The 18,187-nt window shown below is 45.7% G+C and carries 10 protein-coding genes; 9 read left to right on the top strand and 1 reads right to left on the bottom strand.

Translation table 11 applies throughout. The features are described 5' to 3' along the window. Positions 1–6 precede the first annotated feature (6 nt). Together ilvD and ilvA are read left to right on the top strand one after the other, a co-directional pair. Positions 7–1,857, top strand: a complete 1,851-nt coding sequence (ilvD, locus tag QME20_RS10850) for a dihydroxy-acid dehydratase (protein ID WP_281715919.1) — start codon at positions 7–9, stop codon at positions 1,855–1,857. Next, positions 1,857–3,410 (top strand): threonine ammonia-lyase, biosynthetic, encoded by a 1,554-nt coding sequence (gene ilvA / locus QME20_RS10845; RefSeq protein ID WP_014977809.1) that lies wholly within the window; start codon positions 1,857–1,859, stop codon positions 3,408–3,410. The genes ilvD and ilvA overlap by 1 nt, the downstream gene beginning before the upstream one ends. 245 nt (positions 3,411–3,655) lie before the next feature. Here ilvA and plsB read toward each other — a convergent pair whose 3' ends face one another. Beyond that, a complete protein-coding gene (plsB, locus tag QME20_RS10840; protein WP_281715918.1) occupies positions 3,656–6,109 on the bottom strand; it encodes a glycerol-3-phosphate 1-O-acyltransferase PlsB in 2,454 nt (817 codons plus the stop codon). Positions 6,110–6,376: 267 nt separating this feature from the next. Here plsB and QME20_RS10835 point away from each other — a divergent pair, with 267 nt between their 5' ends. The 7 genes from QME20_RS10835 to QME20_RS10805 all read left to right on the top strand — a co-directional run bounded on the left by QME20_RS10835 (position 6,377) and on the right by QME20_RS10805 (position 18,185). Then, complete coding sequence (locus tag QME20_RS10835; RefSeq protein WP_039228784.1) at positions 6,377–8,662, top strand: diguanylate cyclase; 2,286 nt, start codon at positions 6,377–6,379, stop codon at positions 8,660–8,662. Positions 8,663–8,834: 172 nt separating this feature from the next. Beyond that, positions 8,835–12,395, top strand: a complete 3,561-nt coding sequence (locus tag QME20_RS10830) for a hypothetical protein (RefSeq protein ID WP_281715917.1) — start codon at positions 8,835–8,837, stop codon at positions 12,393–12,395. Between the two features lie 112 nt (positions 12,396–12,507). Continuing rightward, a complete protein-coding gene (gene lexA, locus QME20_RS10825; protein WP_014951387.1) occupies positions 12,508–13,134 on the top strand; it encodes a transcriptional repressor LexA in 627 nt (208 codons plus the stop codon). A gap of 582 nt (positions 13,135–13,716) precedes the next feature. Then, positions 13,717–14,880, top strand: a complete 1,164-nt coding sequence (gene coxB, locus QME20_RS10820) for a cytochrome c oxidase subunit II (protein ID WP_014951386.1) — start codon at positions 13,717–13,719, stop codon at positions 14,878–14,880. 9 nt (positions 14,881–14,889) lie between these two features. Further along, on the top strand, positions 14,890–16,533 hold the full coding sequence (gene ctaD / locus QME20_RS10815) for a cytochrome c oxidase subunit I (RefSeq protein WP_014977806.1): 1,644 nt from the start codon (positions 14,890–14,892) through the stop codon (positions 16,531–16,533). Positions 16,534–16,680: 147 nt separating this feature from the next. Continuing rightward, positions 16,681–17,268 carry a cytochrome c oxidase assembly protein gene (locus tag QME20_RS10810; protein ID WP_014951384.1) on the top strand — a complete coding sequence of 196 codons (588 nt, stop codon included), beginning with the start codon at positions 16,681–16,683 and terminating at the stop codon, positions 17,266–17,268. A gap of 23 nt (positions 17,269–17,291) precedes the next feature. Further along, positions 17,292–18,185: a cytochrome c oxidase subunit 3 gene (locus tag QME20_RS10805; protein WP_014951383.1), complete on the top strand. Its 894-nt coding sequence runs from the start codon at positions 17,292–17,294 to the stop codon at positions 18,183–18,185. Positions 18,186–18,187 lie beyond the last annotated feature (2 nt).

Here is an 18,187-nt window from a genome sequence, read left to right as displayed (position 1 = left end):
GGATTTATGCCCAAGTTACGTTCAGCAACTACCACCCAAGGTAGAAATATGGCGGGAGCTCGCGCGTTATGGCGAGCAACTGGAATGAAAGACTCTGATTTCGGCAAGCCTATTATTGCTATTGCGAACTCATTTACGCAGTTCGTACCTGGGCATGTTCACCTAAAAGATCTCGGCCAATTAGTGGCACGCAGCGTTGAAGAAGCGGGTGGTGTGGCGAAAGAATTCAACACTATCGCGGTGGATGACGGTATCGCCATGGGGCACAGCGGTATGCTGTATAGCTTACCATCTCGAGAAATCATTGCTGATGCAGTGGAATACATGGTGAACGCACATTGCGCCGATGCCATCGTTTGTATTTCTAACTGCGACAAGATTACCCCGGGAATGCTAATGGCGTCTATGCGCTTGAACGTACCGGTCATTTTTGTGTCTGGGGGCCCAATGGAAGCGGGTAAAACCAAGCTTTCAGACCAGCTTATTAAACTAGACTTGGTTGACGCCATGGTAGCGGCTGCTGACGACAAAGTTAGCGATGCTGATACCGACGAAATTGAGCGCTCAGCCTGCCCTACCTGCGGCTCATGTTCAGGGATGTTCACCGCGAACTCCATGAACTGTCTAACCGAAGCGTTAGGTTTATCTTTGCCGGGCAACGGCTCTATGCTGGCTACCCACGCCGACCGTGAAGGTTTATTTAAACAAGCGGGCAAACAAATTGTTGAGCTGTGCAAGCGTTACTACGGCGACGATGATGACAGTGTATTACCACGTAATATCGCTAACTTTAAGGCTTTTGAGAATGCCATGAGCTTGGATATTGCCATGGGTGGGTCGACCAATACCATTTTGCATCTGCTAGCAGCGGCAATGGAAGGCGAAGTGCCGTTTACTATGGCAGACATCGACAGATTGTCTCGCAAAGTGCCTCACCTATGCAAAGTGGCACCTTCAACACCCAAATACCACATGGAAGACGTACACCGAGCGGGTGGCGTTTTGGGTATTTTGAACGAGCTAAATAAGGCTGGCTTGCTGAACACCGATGTTAATCATGTTTTAGGAAAACCGCTTACCGACGTTATCAGCGAGTGGGACATCACTAACCCTGATAACGAAGACGCTATTACCTTTTATCGCGCGGGTCCTGCGGGTATTCGCACGACAAAAGCATTTAGCCAAGATTGTCGTTGGGACGAAGCCGATGACGACCGCGAAAACGGCTGCATTCGCTCTATCGACCATGCGTTCAGTCAAGAAGGTGGCCTAGCCGTGCTTTACGGTAATGTGGCTGAAGATGGCTGTATTGTAAAAACGGCTGGCGTAGATGAGTCTATTCTTAAATTCAACGGAACTGCGAGAATCTACGAAAGCCAAGATGATGCGGTAGCAGGTATCTTGGGCGATGAAGTAAAAGCCGGTGATGTGGTCTTCATTCGCTACGAAGGTCCCCGCGGCGGCCCGGGTATGCAAGAAATGCTGTACCCAACGTCTTACTTGAAATCTAAAGGGTTAGGCAAGCACTGCGCTTTGGTAACAGACGGACGCTTTAGTGGCGGTACCAGTGGGTTGTCTATAGGTCACTGCTCACCTGAAGCCGCCAGTGGTGGTGGCATTGGCCTAGTGGAAGATGGCGATAAAATTGAAATAGATATACCCAATAGAAGTATCAATATTGCTATTAGCGATGAAGAACTAGCAGAACGCCGCGCGAAAATGGAAGCCAGTGATAAGCCTTGGAAGCCGAAAGAGCGCGTTCGTGAAGTCTCCACATCACTTAAAACCTTTGCGGCGTTAGCAACCAGTGCCGATAAAGGTGCAGTGCGTGATGTGACTAAGCTGGAAAATCTTTAATGGCAGCCGAACACGTTAGCGATCATGAATATTTGAAGAAGATCTTACTTGCCCCTGTTTACGATGTAGCAGTGGCAAGTGAACTTTCCTATATGTCTTTGCTTTCAGCCGAGCTTGGCAATGAAATTTTTCTGAAACGCGAAGATCAGCAGCCGGTAAAAAGCTTTAAGCTGCGCGGTGCCTATAACCGTATTTGCTCACTAAGCGACGAGCAATTGCAAGCTGGCGTAATTGGCGCCTCGGCGGGTAATCATGCGCAAGGCTTAGCGTACAGTGCAAAAATGAAAGGTATTCAGGCGACTATTGTCATGCCTGAAACCACGCCTGATATCAAGGTAGACGCAGTACGACGCTTCGGCGGTGAAAACGTAAATGTGGTATTGCATGGCACCAGCTTTGATCAAGCAAGTAGCCATGCAAAAGCATTATGTGAGACCCACGGTTATACCTTTGTTCCGCCCTTTGACGACCCCGATGTCATTGCAGGGCAAGGTACAGTCGCGCGAGAGTTGCTAGAGCAAAACCCACACCTCGATATCTTATTTATTGCTGTGGGTGGCGGTGGTTTAGCCGCTGGTATTGCGGTTTACTTAAAGCAACTAAAACCAAGCATAAAAATCGTTGCGGTAGAGTCGGAAGAATCGGCCTGTTTCATTAAAGCAAAGGCGCAAGGCGCGCCTACCGAGCTTGAAAGCGTCGGCATTTTTGCTGATGGGGTTGCTGTTAAAGTGATGGGGCAGGAAACTTTCCGTCTGTGTAATCGTTTAATTGATGAAACCATTACGGTTACTAATGATGAAATATGCGGAGCAATTAAGGATATCTTTGATGATACCCGTGTTATTGCAGAGCCTGCAGGCGCATTGTCGGTGGCGGCAATTCGCAAGTACGCTAAGCAACACGACCTCAAAGGTAAGAAGTTAGGCGGCATTCTGTGTGGCGCAAACATCAACTTTCATACCCTTCGCTATGTGTCTGAACGCTGTGAATTAGGTGAGCAGAAAGAAGCGGTCTTTGCGGTTAAAATTCCTGAAAACAAAGGTGCGTTTAAACAGTTTTGCGAGTGCGTTGGGGCAAAAGCAATCACCGAATTTAACTATCGCTATGCCAGTGAGAGCGAAGCACATATTTTCGTGGGCGTTAAGCTCAAAGGCGGGCAGCAAGAGTTCGCGGCACTGCAAAGCGACCTTGAAAGCAAAGGGTATGACTGCGTTAACTTAACCGATAATGAGTTAGCGAAGCTCCATGTTCGCCACATGGTTGGTGGCCGTCCGCCAACTATTCTCAACGAGCAAGTCTTCAGCTTTGAATTTCCTGAGCGTCCGGGGGCGCTACTGAACTTCTTAAATACGTTAGGTGAACAGTGGAATATTACCCTATTTCACTATCGCAACCATGGCGCAGCAGAAGGTTTGGTATTGGCAGGCTTTGATATCGCACCAGAAAGTAGAGATGACTTTAACCAGCATGTTGCTGAGTTAGGCTATAAGGTTGAAGAAGTAACAGACAACCCCGCCTATCGTTTTTTCCTGTCGCAACCAGCGAAGGTTTAAATAGCGAAACAGGCGAAACGAGCCTATCTCCCGTTTTCGCTTTGTATTGCTTCGCGTTAAGCGCAGGTTTACCGGGGAGCGATACGAAGCGGCACTATCTAGCGTCTATCTATCAATGAAGTATGGGGATTTTCAATGCCTGCCTAGATAGATTGACGCGCAATAAAAAGCCCATGCAGTAGCATGGGCTTTCTCTTTTTACCTAAGCTCCGTAGTGCTGGCAAATTCAGCCAGCTAGCGTCGCCTTAATTCGAAGCGTTTAGTGTAACGTTCTCCAAATGCTGCATCATTTCTGGCCAAATCAGGGCCATAACGTCAGCACGTAAGGCTTCACACTCTTCTGAGTACTTCAAGCTGCCATCTTTTTCAGAGTCCAGCCAGTGGTTTTCTTTCAATGCACTGATAAAGCTAGACAACACATTCTTATCGTAAAACTCTGGTGAGCTTAGCCCGTAGAGAGCAGATAAGCGTTCAGCCACTTGCTTACTTTCGCGCTCAAGCGCACTTCGGCTAATCACTTTTTCTTTATCAAGAATGGTCAATACCACCGCGTAACGCTGAAGCGTTTCCTGCATACATCGGCTTAACAGCCATGCTGAGTGGAATTGTTTGCAGTGTGCATCTGGCGGCAACAGTTCATCGCCCTCCTGACGCAACAATCCTTTGTTTAGTAGCGCTGTTATAAGCGCATCAGTATGCGCAAGCGCCTCATCTTGGGTAAGGTGCAAGAACAGCTCTTTTTGCAGCAACGGATAAAGCGCCGCAATAAGCTGAAAAATACTGTTCTTCGTGGTGCCTTTCTTCGCGAAGATAGACGCCATAATAAGACCTGGGATCGCGAATAAGTGCAAAATGTTGTTGCGATAATAAGTAAGGTATACCGCAGATTTTGGTTGAGGACTGATCAAACGCCCATAATCGTCTTCTTTTACGTCAAAGCGGCCTAATTTCAGCGTATCGCGCAGTAGCTCTTCCGCTGATGAATCTGGAATGGTGGCATCATCGCTGAACGGTACCGCTTTAAACAAGTCCATGAAATCGCCCATTGCTTGTTTTAACTCAGCTTCACTCATGGTCTGTCGTTTAGAAGACAGTAAGCATAACGACGCTAAGGCCATACCATTTAATGCCGCTGCGCGGTTAATTCGCGTCATGACATTATTGGCCAGTTCGTTAACCGCAGGTGTCAGCCACGCTGGTTTTTTCTCTGGCTCGGCATCGCGACAATCTCGCCAGTTAGGCACATGATTTTCAAGAAACTGGTTAAGCGCAATGGGTTCGCCAAAATTCACGTATCCGTGACCATAATTCTTGAGTTTACGAATAGCTGAGAACACCTGAAGGTTAGATTCTTTTTTCTTCTTAGAGCCTTTGAGTTCGTTCAAGTAGCTCTTCACTTCCATCACGTTCTCATAGCCAATATAGACAGGCACGATACTAACGGGACGGTTAACGCCTTTGAGCATGGCTTGAATGGTCATGGCTAGCATGCCCGTTTTCGGTGGGATCAAACGGCCGGTTCGGCTGCGGCCACCTTCGGGATAGTATTTTACCGAATAGCCTTTGTTAAACAGCAGCTCTAGATATTCTCTGAATACAGCTGTGTAGAGCTTGTTGCCTGCAAAACTGCGGCGTAAGAAAAAAGCACCGCCACGACGGAACATTTTTCCAACCGGCCAAAAGTTCAGATTGATACCTGCAGCGATATGTGGCGTAACCATACCCTCGTGATAAATCACGTAAGTCAATAATAGGTAATCCATGTGACTACGGTGGCACGGTACGTAGATGATTTCATGACCATTAGCCGCCAATTCACGAATGCGATCGGCATGACCTACACTAATACCGTTATAAATTTTGTTCCAGATACGGGTAAGTAGCCTGTCGCCAAAACGAATTAGCCCTTCGCGGTAGTCTGCCGCGATTTCTGTGATGTAGGTTTGGGCAGTCTCTTTCGCTTTTTCATGAGGCACCTTCTTGCTTCGTGATTCCTCAGCAATAGCGCGACGCACTGCATCAGAGCCCAACACACTATTATTGAGTTCTTGGCGCTCTAACAGCGTAGGGCCAGTCATGCTTTGGCGCTTTCTTTGAAAGTGAGTGCTTGCTACGCGCACAAGCTTATGTGCAATACTTTGGTCACTACCATGTTGATTGGACATCGCGCGTGCAGAAACGGCTTTAGAGTAGTTAATAAAGTTGTCGCGGCCCAAAAACAGCACAATGAACAACTTACGAAGCCAACTTGGCGCCGCTTTATCAGCAATGAGATCGCTTAAGCCTGGCTTACCACGACCCGGGGCACGGCCCCACGTCACATAGACAGGAACAACTTGTAAATCTAGGTTTTCATGGTCTCTATGCAAATGAAAGAGATCAGTAAAAACGTCTTCAATTCCCGTATCTTTAGCCGACGAACGGAAAAGAGGCTGGGTTTTGCGTAAAAATAAGGTCGACGAATACTCTCGCCCCGCTAATGTGAGGGTTTCTGTAGGACTAGGTAAACCTAGCGCTTTAGTCGACATTCTCAGTGCAAGTTGGTCTGTCACTGAGTTGGTGGGAAGTAGATAAACGATAGGTTTACTTTTATCTATTCCTAATTCGGTTTCAACGTTAACTGGAATGCTGTGGGCTTTAACCAGTAACTTAACAGGATAATGAAATACCGACAGAAGGGCTTTTCGCATCCACGACATGAATTATGTAATCCTATGAAATAAAAACGGGTGAAGTGTAACACAAACGCGTCACAATCTCGCGACAAGCCAATTTCATCGCTTCTCATGCTGTAATGACTATCCATAACATGGGAAGTTCAAAAGCGCCCTTCTCCTTTTCTTGTGAGTCACAGCCATTTCTATAATGGGTTCGAATACAGAGAACGTAACATTAGCTGTATTTAATTGCGGTACAGCCGGACTGTTACTACTTTTATAAGGGCAAATGAATATGAGCAAGCAGTAGTGGATGATCAAAGCCGTTTAAAGACAATTGATGACTTTATGCTCAATAGCGAAGTGCCGTTAGATCTAGATGATTTAATGATGGTGCTCGCAGAGGCATACAAGGTGCCGATCGCACTCATTGGCGTCGTCGGAGAGTTTGAAGAAACCTTTAAAGCACACTACGGAACCACTCTTTCTAAAGTCACTCGTGAACATGCGTTTTGTAGTCACGTCGTTGAAGAGCGCAAGCAGGTGGTTGTTAGCAACGCGCAAGAAGATCCACGGTTTATGCATAATCCTCTCGTCACCGGAGAGCCTCACATTTGTTTTTACGCAGGAACGCCGATCGAGATAAATGATCAGGTAATCGGTGCCGTATGTTTAATTGATACCGTGCCAAGAGAAATAGACGCAAAACACTTAGAAGTTTTAGAGAGAATAGGTGCTTTGGTTAGTCAGCATATTTCGCTTTCAAGAGAACACGAAGCGCTTAAACGCGAGCATGGGCTTATTGAGAAGTCTCCTATTGTGTTGGCAACGTGGCGCTATGATACGTCGTTGAGGCTGGTGTATATCTCGAAAAATAGTGAGCGTGTATTGGGAGTTTCACCCCAAGATTTGCTCACTGGAACGGTGGCATTGAGTGAGGTGCTGTCTGAGGAGGCGGAGGGTGATTTTACCTTTGCTATGCAGGCCCACATGGAAGGTGTGGAAACGCACACCTGCCGTCTTCAGATAAAGACGCCAACGCGTACTATTTGGGTGAGCATGATATCAACGGCAAATTTTCGCGAAGACGGCATGTTGTACTCGGTTCAAGCATTTTTGTTTGACACTAGTGACCAAAAGTATGTGGAAGATAAGCTCAACAAAACCAATCAGCGGATGCGTTTATTACTCGAGGCTTCAGAGTTAGGAACATGGGACTGGAACTTGGCCGCCGATGTTAATCAAGTCAACAAGCGCTGGTGCGACATTGTTGGTCTTGAGTATGAATACTACGACAGTGGCTCCCGCTTTTTTAGACAGCTCATTCATCCCGCGGATTACGTCAAAGTTGAAAAGCAGCTCAACATGCATCTAATTGGTAAGAGCAAAGTCTTTAACACCACATTTCGCATGAAACACACTGATGGCTCTTGGGTTTGGGTTGAAAGTTATGGGAAAACCGTTGAGACAGATGCCCAAGGTAAGCCGGTTCGTATAGCAGGTATTCATAGAGATATAACGCAGCGAATGGAAAGCGAACTGCATGAGAGAAAGAAAACCCAGCTCCTTCAATTTATCAATAAAACCCGGGCATCATATCTGCAAAACAATGACTTGACGATGGCGTGTCAGTCCGTACTGGCTGAACTCATAGATATCTCAGATAGCCAGTTTGCCTTCGTCGGCCAAATGAAAGGAGACGGTAGCTCATCTAGACTTTTCATTCATGCGATTTCTGAAATTGTTTGGGATAACAGTAGCTTTTCTCAATATGCAGAATACAAAAAACGAAACCTCTACTTTAGTAACTTCGACAACCTTTTTGGAACCTCAATTTTAACGGGAGAAGTTACCATTAGTAATGCGCCAAACAGTCACCCTAATTCCAAAGGTGTTCCGCACGGTCATCCGCGCATTAGCCGATTTTTAGGCCTACCTATAAAAGTGAAAGATAAAGTAGTGGGAATGGTCGGTTTAGCGAATAAGTTTGATACCTACACTGACGAAGATGCTGAGTTTCTACAGCCCTTTTTAGATGCATTGGCTGGCTTGTTCTACGCAGTAGAGCTTGAGGAAGCCCGAGCCGTTGCTGAAGAGAAGCTTAGGCATTTGGCGATGACTGATTCTTTAACGGGCCTTTATAACCGACGCGCGTTCCTTGACGAGTGCATCTCATTTTCAAAACAACATTGTCGTGGATGTGTTGCTATCGTCGATATTGATCACTTCAAAAAAGTAAACGATACCTACGGTCACGATGCTGGAGATCAGGCGCTTATTGCTGTTGCGAGAAAAATAGCTAAACATAATCAAACGCCAAATGTCGTGGCTCGATTAGGAGGAGAAGAGTTTGCAATAGTCATGATAGGTGACAAGAAAGAAGAGATCCATAGGCAGCTAGAAGCACTGCGCATTGCTGTTGAAGAAGGAAGGGTGACCTACAAGACAGACACGATGAATTTATCGATCAGCATCGGCGCAACATTTATCAAAGACACCTTTGAGGCGGATTTCAGCGCCCTCTTATCGCTTGCTGACAAGGCGCTGTACAGAGCCAAGGAGCAGGGCAGAAACCAAGTCGTATGGGATGAATAATAATAGTACGTGGCTTCGCCTACATTAAATATAAGCGTATACGCCCAAGGCGCTGTTGCTAGATTGATAAAGTTAAGTTATAAAAAACGAATATTTTATTAAACTTAATAATTAGGCTTGTTTTGAGCTTTTAACTAAAAAGCCGACATGCCTTTTAAATCAGGGACGATGTATGAAAACTTCGCGCTTGGGTTTTTCTGGCCTTTTTTCTCTTTTAGCTCTAACTGCGTGTGGTGGTGGAGGTGGCTCTGATTCTTCTCCACCTACAAACCCACCACCTCCACCTGAGCCGACAGCACTAGAAATTTTATCAAATCCTTTAGATTACTCAGAGTCACGACTAAACTCGGCGGCAACCACCTATGCTGATGCGAACTACAGTGGAGAAACGAAAGTCTCTACTGTGGATATCGGCGCAGTACAAGAGGTTTACATCACGCTCTTTGGTGACAATACAAGTGGCTCACCCTATGTAGATCAATATGATATCTACACCTTCCTAGATGAGAACGGCAACGTTGAAGGTACGACCGAGTGCTATGAATCAGGATCAGTAACATACTCAGGTAAGCTTGATGAAGACACGGGTAAAGGAACGATTACTGTAGACTATGATCAGTGCATTCAATATTACGACTCCACTCGGTATGACGGACAATTTTCGCTAGTTATTACTGACGCAGGTGAAAACAGCTCCGAAGTAACGTCTTATTTCACTACTTTGTCTATGCTAGACGGTGGCGTGCGCACAACATTAAAAGGCTACTTAAGTGTTGATTTTCGCTACCGCCCACAAACAGGTACGTTTTATGAAGAGACGAGGCAGTATCTTACTGTCACGCACAATGGTGAAACTTACAAGGTCAGTGGCACATCAGCAGAAGGAGTGACAAACAACACCTTCGTGTCTGAACTTAATGGTTCAATCTACATTGCGTCTAAAGGCAAATTGGACTTTGCATATTCTTCTGATCAGGGCGACCTTCCCTATTCGTCATCTGGCTCGCTGGTCGTAAAAGGAGATAAAACGGCTGGAATTGACGTTATTGATGGCGCAGTTCGCTATGGCGAAGATAACAACGGCGATGATATTTACGATGTAGGTGTATACTTTAATAATCTAACAGCGTTTGCCAGCGGAAATCATACTGGCCTTGCGCTTTCAGATATCGATGCGATATCCGTACCTCCTGTAGTGAATCAGCCTTATTACTATGCCTATGAGACTGTCTATACCACAGATGAAGTCACCGTTGAGCCTGGCTACTATCATGATTCAGATACTCCCGACTCAGAGCTGGTGATTTCGTTTCGCTGGTATGTAAATGGTGTAGTCCTTGACGATGTTAATGGTACCACGCTGCCACCTTACAGCGCAGTCTTCGGTGATGAAGTTAAAGTTACCATGGTGGTGTCAGACGGTATTAACGTTGTTGAATCCCAGCCTACTTTCGTTGAGATCGGCAATTCTCCTATGACGCTCACTGCATCGAATATGCCTGAAGTAGTAACTGCGGGCGGATACGTAGAGTTTACCGTATCGATGAGTGACCCAGACAGAGTTGACGATGACGTCGCGGGAGAGCTTATTTCAGCGCCTCCCGGTGCTTCGTTAAATGCGGAAGGTCTGATGACCTGGAATGTACCTGCGAATCAACTTTTCAACGCTCAAACTTATATGTTTAGTTTCGCTAGCTTAGACGGAACTGAATCCCAACACACGCTCGAAATCACTTCTTATGCGGACAAGGCCCCGGCTTATGCTCGTACTACTGTGATGACACCAATTTATAATCACGGCTTTGCTATTGCTTCGACCAATGGTGTAAGTGAACTTATCACGGTAAATGCTCGCAACGTGGGCGCATTTTCGCTAGAAGGCAATACGCTTAAAAATACCTATGTGTATCCGTATAAACTGCCAACTAAAGGCGAAATTAGAAGCGTGCATACCCAAGATGTTGATGGTGACAATAATGATGAAATCTACCTTCTTACTCAACAGGGATTGTCTGTAATAAAAGACCGCGAAAGTAACGCAGAAGCGGTGTTTATTATTGAAGATAGTATTATTTCTGGCTTATTTTACGACATCAATGGTGACGGAGTTGATGAAGTTGCTTATTTATATGGGAGCGAATATTACAATGCGACTTCTATTGCCATTGTAGATGTTCGCACAGGTGAGCAGTTGCAACAGTACGATATTGACGGCGTCAATAACCTTGCTTTTGGTAACGTAGATGATGACGCATCGATAGAAATGGTAACGAACAATGGTTATGTATTTGATATCGAAAGCGGTGCCAACCAATGGCTATACGGTAGCGGGTTCAGCGACGCATTTGTTGTGCTGGGTGATATGAATAACGATGGTGTAGATGAAATCATCGGTGCCGATAGTTGGAATGATATCTCAATCTACTCAGCAGTATCGAAAAGCAGTTTGGCAACGGCGGAACATGGTGACATTTGTGATATCGCCTATAGTAAAGAAAGCCCAGCTACAGAAGGAATAGTGGTTGTCTCCGAGTGTCAGTGGGGACAAGTTAGAGGTTTTGCATTAGAAGCGGGACAAATCTCTGAGCAGTGGGCTCTTAACCACAACACTTACAGTGGCATGTCACTTCTCATTGACGATTTAGACAATGACAATGTGGACGACATTATTTGGACTGGTGAGAATCAAATTTTAGTAGCGCAACAAGATGCCAACGGTGAATATGCCTTGTCAGATATAAAAGGTGCGCCGCGCGCGAGTAGATATCATGCCGCGGGTTGGGCACCTTATGGCGATAATGATGAAAGAGCCGTCTTTGTTAGCGATACAAGTAGTTACGAATCATCTATTCAGATTTTATCGGTAGATAAAGAGGATAACTTTGCGATAAGTGCTGAGGTTGGCGAAGATGTCTATAACTATAGCAAACCGGTCGTTACAGACTACAACAATGACGGTGTGGGTGAGTTACTAATAGGGGCACTGGATTATAGTTCGTCGTTTAATGTCGTGAGACTTACAGATAACGCTATTCAGTGGACACTGAACAATAATCAGAATAGTGAAATTTCGTTTATTGAAGCCATTGACGTAAATAACGATAGTTACGCCGATGCAGTTATTATTGAGAACAATCGACTTAAAGCGTTTGATATCGAGAATCAAGTGCTTATCGACTCAATCATTAACGATTTTTCAATTAATGCGCTTGCTGCCTCTGAAAAAGACGGTGTGCATTATTTTGCTGTTGGGGGCTATAGTTCGCTCAAGCTCTATAAAATGCAGGATGGTGAATTTGTTGGATTGAATGAATTGGAAACCAATTGTGACCAATTGCTCACGGTAAATTTTGATAGTGATAGCGAACTTGAATTTGCGTGTTTAAATAGAAACTACAACACCATCAATGTTTATGACGTGGCGAGCGATGCATTAGAACTCAAAGACGCTATAGCACCGTCATTCTACCCTCAGTATATAGCGGCTGTTCCAACGACGTCGTCTAATCAGTCGATTCTCGCTATCTACCAGCCTAACGAGAATGACTATTCGTACAATTATTATGACAGCATCGCATATCGCGTGGTTGAGGTTGATAATAAAGGCAATGTGGTGTGGCAAAGCCCTGGACTTGGGCTCGATAATGTTGAAGGCATGCGCACACGTCAAAATAGTGATGGGGAGCTGGAGTTACAAATTAGTAACCCGAACATGGCTCTTCTCGTAAAATAAGAGGAAAGCACTTGTCGTAGGCTATTGCAGATCGCAAAAGACGCGGCAAGTGCTTGTTATTTAGTTTTAGGTGTATATACTTACAGGAACTGTATGAACAGACAGGTCTTTTATGCGCCCACTCACAGCTCGACAAACCGAAGTTTTAGAACTTATTAAAACAACCATGTTAGAAACGGGAATGCCGCCTACTCGTGCGGAAATAGCCCGTCAGCTTGGCTTTCGTTCTGCTAATGCAGCAGAGGAGCATTTGAAAGCATTGGCGCGTAAAGGCGTGATTGAAATTTTGCCTGGTACGTCTCGTGGCATTAAGCTCAATATCCCTCTTGATAACGACGCACAAGAAGAAGAAGGCCTACCGTTAATTGGGCGTGTTGCAGCCGGTGAGCCGATCTTGGCGCAAGAGCATGTTGAATCGCACTACAAAGTCGATCCTGCACTGTTTCAACCCCATGCCGACTTTTTGCTACGCGTTAACGGTATGAGCATGAAAGACATTGGTATTTTAGACGGTGATCTTCTCGCTGTTCATCGCACCACTGATGTACACAACGGTCAGGTGGTTGTGGCGCGTGTAGATGAAGACGTCACCGTAAAGCGTCTAGAGAAACGCGGGCGTGAAGTATTGCTTCATGCTGAGAATGATGAGTTTGCACCAATAAAAGTTGATTTGGCGACTGAACATTTTGCGATAGAAGGCATTGCGGTGGGTGTGATCAGAAACGCTGACTGGATGTAGTATTTTAGCTTGTTTGTATAAAAGCGGCGCGTTAGCCGCTTTTTTTATGTCTTTTGTTCCTGTTTTTTTCTTCAATCTGCCAACTTAGGTTTTATCCTGCCCAGCAAACCTGTTGGTTTTCTGCGCGCTTATTTTTATCATTACTCACGTTATTCTTTCTATGAATGCTTCAAGTATTTTCCATTTTTTATTTTGAATTTTGTTTGAAATCGACATTGAGTAATCGATTACTTATTGATTTCTTAACTAGTTAGTCGAGCATTTACTTTAACCCCGTGTTCAAAATGCCTGTTTGATTCCAAGGGCATCTCACAGCAATGGCTTTCTCTTTTTGCACGTGAAATCCCCCGCGACCATTTTAGCAAATGATTAAAAATTAACCACTTCGTTAAATTTTTAATAGAAAAGACTAGACGGCACGACATTATTGCGCAATTCTTATACAGAGATTAACAAAATAATAACAATGACTCTAAATTTGTTTTACAAGTTGAGGTTATGGGTCAATCGTTCGCAAACCATTTGGTAGGGCATCGCGCAAATTAATCAGCGTCTTTGACCACGCCATTACGGAGGTGCTGAGTGAAACAACTAACGACCGTTTTCGCAAAATGGTGTTCTAGTATACCAATTTTGCTTTTTTCCCCTTTGCTTTTTGCGCAAGAAGCAAGCGAAGAAGCCTCTTCGCTTAATTTGAGACGCGGTGCTACCGACATCAGTGGGCAGGTATACGACCTCCATATGTTGATGTTCTTCATTTGTGTAGGTATCGCGGTTGTAGTTTTTGGCGTGATGTTCGCCTCAATGTATCTACATAGAAAGTCCCGTGGCGCCAAGCCAGCTAATTTTCACGAAAACGTGAAGGTTGAAATTGCTTGGACCGTTATTCCTTTCCTTATTCTTATCTTCATGGCGGTACCCGCAGCGAATACTCTAATTGCTATGGAAGACACGTCTGAGCCTGACATGACGGTGTTAGTAACAGGCTCTCAATGGAAATGGCACTACAAGTACATGGATAGCGATGTAGAGTTTTATTCTTTACTCGCCACTCAGCGCGAGCAAATAGAAAACAAATTTCAGAAAACAGATAACTACCTGCTGGAAGTCGACCGTCCCTTGGTTATTCCTACTGGGAAAAAAGTACGCTTTCTTATTACTTCTGACGACGTTATCCACTCTTGGTGGGTTCCTGACTTTGCCGTGAAAAAAGATGCCAACCCCGGCTTTATTAACGAGTCTTGGGCCAAGGTGAATGAGCCGGGTATTTATCGCGGACAGTGCGCAGAGCTTTGTGGTAAAGACCATGGCTATATGCCGGTTGTGGTAATAGCTAAAGAACCCGCCGAGTTTGAAAAGTGGATGGGCGAACAAGAAGAGATTGTTCGTAAAGCAAAAGAAGAAGAGCAGCGTCTACTTTCTATGAATATGTCTATGGATGAACTGATGAAAGAGGGCGAGCGAGTATACAACGCAACGTGCGCTGCTTGCCATATGCCAAATGGTGAAGGTTTACCTGGCGTGTTCCCGGCATTAAAAGGCAGCAAGATGGCACTAGAAGATCAGCAAGGTCACATTGACATCGTGCTGCATGGAAAGTCAGGAACAGCCATGCAAGCGTTTGGAAAAATGCTAAGTCTTAAGGAAATTGCCGCCGTAGTCACTTACGAGCGAAATGCCTGGGGCAATAAAACTGGCGATATGGTTCAAGCCAAAGATGTCAACGCAGTGGCAAACGGAAACTAGGAGCAGACAATGAGCAAAGCAACTGAAGTTATTTCGCCAGATACCTCTGCGCCTCACAGTGGTCAAGTAAATGGTGGTCACCTACATGATGACCATGAACACCACGATCATATTCCTAAAGGGATAACGCGTTGGTTGTTTACCACTAACCATAAAGACATAGGCACACTTTACCTGTGGTTTGCCTTTATTATGTTTTTAGTTGGTGGTGCGATGGCCATGGTGATCCGCGCTGAACTATTCCAACCCGGTCTACAAATTGTAGAGCCAAACTTCTTTAACCAAATGACTACGGTACACGGGCTTATCATGGTATTTGGTGCAGTAATGCCAGCCTTTACTGGGCTCGCAAACTGGCTTATTCCCATGATGATCGGCGCCCCTGACATGGCGTTACCGCGCATGAATAACTGGAGCTTCTGGATTTTACCAGGTGCCTTTCTCATTCTATTGAGCTCGCTCTTTATGGAAGGCGGCGGCCCTGCTTTTGGATGGACTTTCTACGCGCCCCTTTCAACGACTTACAGTGGCGATTCGACAGCGTTGTTTGTGTTCTCTGTTCACATCATGGGTATTTCATCCATTATGGGTGCGATTAACGTGATTGTGACCATCTTTAACATGCGTGCGCCAGGCATGACCTGGATGAAAATGCCGCTGTTTGTATGGACGTGGCTTATCACGGCATTCTTGCTGATTGCGGTAATGCCAGTGCTCGCCGGTGCGGTTACCATGGTGTTAACTGATAAGTTCTTTGGCACGAGCTTTTTTGATGCTGCTGGTGGCGGCGACCCGGTTATGTTCCAGCATATTTTCTGGTTCTTCGGGCACCCTGAAGTGTACATTATGATCTTGCCCGCTTTCGGCATTATCTCGCAAATTGTTCCTACCTTCTCTCGAAAGCAGCTGTTTGGATACGCGTCTATGGTGTACGCCACGGCGTCGATTGCGCTGCTCTCTTTTGTTGTATGGGCTCACCATATGTTCACCACGGGCATGCCGGTGTACATGGAAATGTTTTTCATGTTTGCCACCATGCTTATCTCGGTGCCAACTGGCGTGAAAGTGTTCAACTGGGTAGCGACCATGTGGCGCGGCTCACTGAGCTTTGAAATGCCAATGATGTTCGCTATTGCCTTTATTGTGCTGTTCACCATTGGTGGGTTGTCAGGGCTAATGTTGGCGATCACGCCCGTGGACTTCCAATATCACGACACTTACTTCGTTGTAGCCCATTTCCACTATGTACTGGTAACTGGCGCGGTTTTTTCCATCATGGCTGCGGTGTATTACTGGTTGCCTAAATGGACGGGAAAAATGTATGACACAACCTTAGCTAAATGGCATTTCTGGTGTTCATTGGTATCGGTCAATGTGTTGTTCTTCCCTATGCACTTTGTGGGTTTGGCTGGTATGCCACGCCGTATTCCTGACTATGCATTGCAGTTCGCTGATTTTAATAAATGGATAAGCCTGGGTGGTTTTGCATTCGGTTTATCTCAGCTCATCTTTCTTGCCCTGCTTATCAAGGCATGCAAAAAGCAAGGTGAGCCGGTATCAGCGCAAGTTTGGGACGGCGCAGAAGGATTGGAATGGGAAATTCCATCACCCGCTCCTTATCACACTTTTGAAACGCCACCTGTCGTTAAGTAACGGTAGGTGGAGTTGTGAATAGGTCATTCCTTTCAACCGGCAAAAGCCGATGGGAATGACATTCACACATTGCAGGTGGTGAGGGAGATAAACGACTAAGCAAGCGTTTACCAACCTTCATCTATGGATTCACCCGGAGGTCACGTGATGTCACAGCAAAGCGCAAACAACAAGATGGTTATTAAACTTGTTGCTATTGTCATTGGCATGTTTGGCTTCGGCTTTGCCCTTGTTCCCTTGTACGACGTATTTTGCGACGTTACGGGAATTAACGGAAAAACCGAAGGCACGGCTGCGGTTTATCAATCGGTTGAGATTGATGAGTCGCGAGAAGTGACCGTCGAGTTTATTACTCGCACAAATACCGGTATGCCGTGGGAGTTTCGTGCTGAAACCAAGCGCGTGAAAGTGCACCCTGGCGAACTTAATACGGTGTCGTTTTATGTGAGAAACCCTGCATCAAGCAATATCGTAGCTCAGGCCATTCCCTCTGTATCCCCCGGAACGGCAGCACTGTACCTGAACAAGACTGAATGCTTCTGCTTCAATCAGCAGCCATTAGATGCGGGTAGTGAAGCCTATATGCCCATGCAGTTTTATGTAGACCCTCAGCTACCTGAAGAAATTACGTTTTTTACCTTGCAGTACACACTCTATGACGTCACAGCGCGAGCCAGTGACCTAACGACAACACCGAATCCCTTTATGGCTTCAACACCATCAAATGGCGAATAGGCCGAAGGGGTAAGGAGAAGAAAATGCAACCCGAAGTACAGAATCACGAATACCAAAAATATTATGTACCCGCACAAAGTCCATGGCCCATCGTAGGGGCCGTTGCTCTATTTCTTATCGCCGTAGGTGCGGGCAATTATGTGGTGCAAGCAACCAAAGGTGAAACAGGCTATGGCGGTCATATCCTTTTAGCGGGGATAGCAGTATTGCTCGTTATGCTTGTAGGTTGGTTTAAAAATCAAATAGACGAATCTATGGCAGGGCTTTACAGCGATCAGCTGGGGCGTTCATATCGACAAGGTATGAGCTGGTTTATCTTTTCAGAGGTAATGTTTTTCGCTGCGTTTTTCGGCGCCCTCTACTACGCGAGATTTATTTCCGTTCCGTGGCTGGGCGGCGCATCGAACAACGCTATGACCAATGAGGTCTTATGGCCGACCTTTGAGGCCATGTGGCCGCTGGTGTCAACGCCAGGCGGCACTACCACACAGGAAATGAGTGCTGCGGGTTTGCCCACAATCAACACGGTTATCTTGCTTATCTCATCTATTACACTGCACTTCGCTCATGTGGGACTAGAGCAAAACAAACGCAAACAGCTAACCCTAATGCTGGGTATCACTATCTTACTTGGATGTGGGTTCTTGTTCCTACAGGTAGAAGAGTACATACATGCGTATCGCGACTTGGGGCTTACGCTTCAGTCAGGCATTTACGGCAATACCTTCTTTATGCTCACAGGGTTTCACGGCATGCATGTGACCCTTGGCACCATCATTCTAATTGTACTGTTTTTTAGGGTCTTGAAAGGGCATTTCACGCCTGAAAACCACTTCGCGTTTCAGGCGGGGAGCTGGTACTGGCACTTTGTAGATGTAGTGTGGGTCATGCTCTACATCTTTGTTTACGTACTTTAAAA

The sequence above is a fragment of the Alteromonas sp. CyTr2 genome (genome assembly GCF_947311905.1).
Classification (GTDB): Bacteria; Pseudomonadota; Gammaproteobacteria; order Enterobacterales; family Alteromonadaceae; genus Alteromonas; species Alteromonas macleodii.
Note: the sequence above shows the minus strand (reverse complement) of the source record. Positions and strands in the feature narration are given on the sequence as shown.

Excerpts from the sequence above, each read along its gene's own strand:
- ilvD (WP_281715919.1), top strand. The coding sequence starts at position 7 with ATGCCCAAGTTACGTTCAGCAACTACCACCCAAGGTAGAAATATGGCG.
- ilvA (WP_014977809.1), top strand. The coding sequence starts at position 1,857 with ATGGCAGCCGAACACGTTAGCGATCATGAATATTTGAAGAAGATCTTA.
- plsB (WP_281715918.1), bottom strand. The coding sequence starts at position 6,109 with ATGTCGTGGATGCGAAAAGCCCTTCTGTCGGTATTTCATTATCCTGTT.
- QME20_RS10830 (WP_281715917.1), top strand. The coding sequence starts at position 8,835 with ATGAAAACTTCGCGCTTGGGTTTTTCTGGCCTTTTTTCTCTTTTAGCT.
- lexA (WP_014951387.1), top strand. The coding sequence starts at position 12,508 with ATGCGCCCACTCACAGCTCGACAAACCGAAGTTTTAGAACTTATTAAA.
- ctaD (WP_014977806.1), top strand. The coding sequence starts at position 14,890 with ATGAGCAAAGCAACTGAAGTTATTTCGCCAGATACCTCTGCGCCTCAC.
- QME20_RS10810 (WP_014951384.1), top strand. The coding sequence starts at position 16,681 with ATGTCACAGCAAAGCGCAAACAACAAGATGGTTATTAAACTTGTTGCT.
- QME20_RS10805 (WP_014951383.1), top strand. The coding sequence starts at position 17,292 with ATGCAACCCGAAGTACAGAATCACGAATACCAAAAATATTATGTACCC.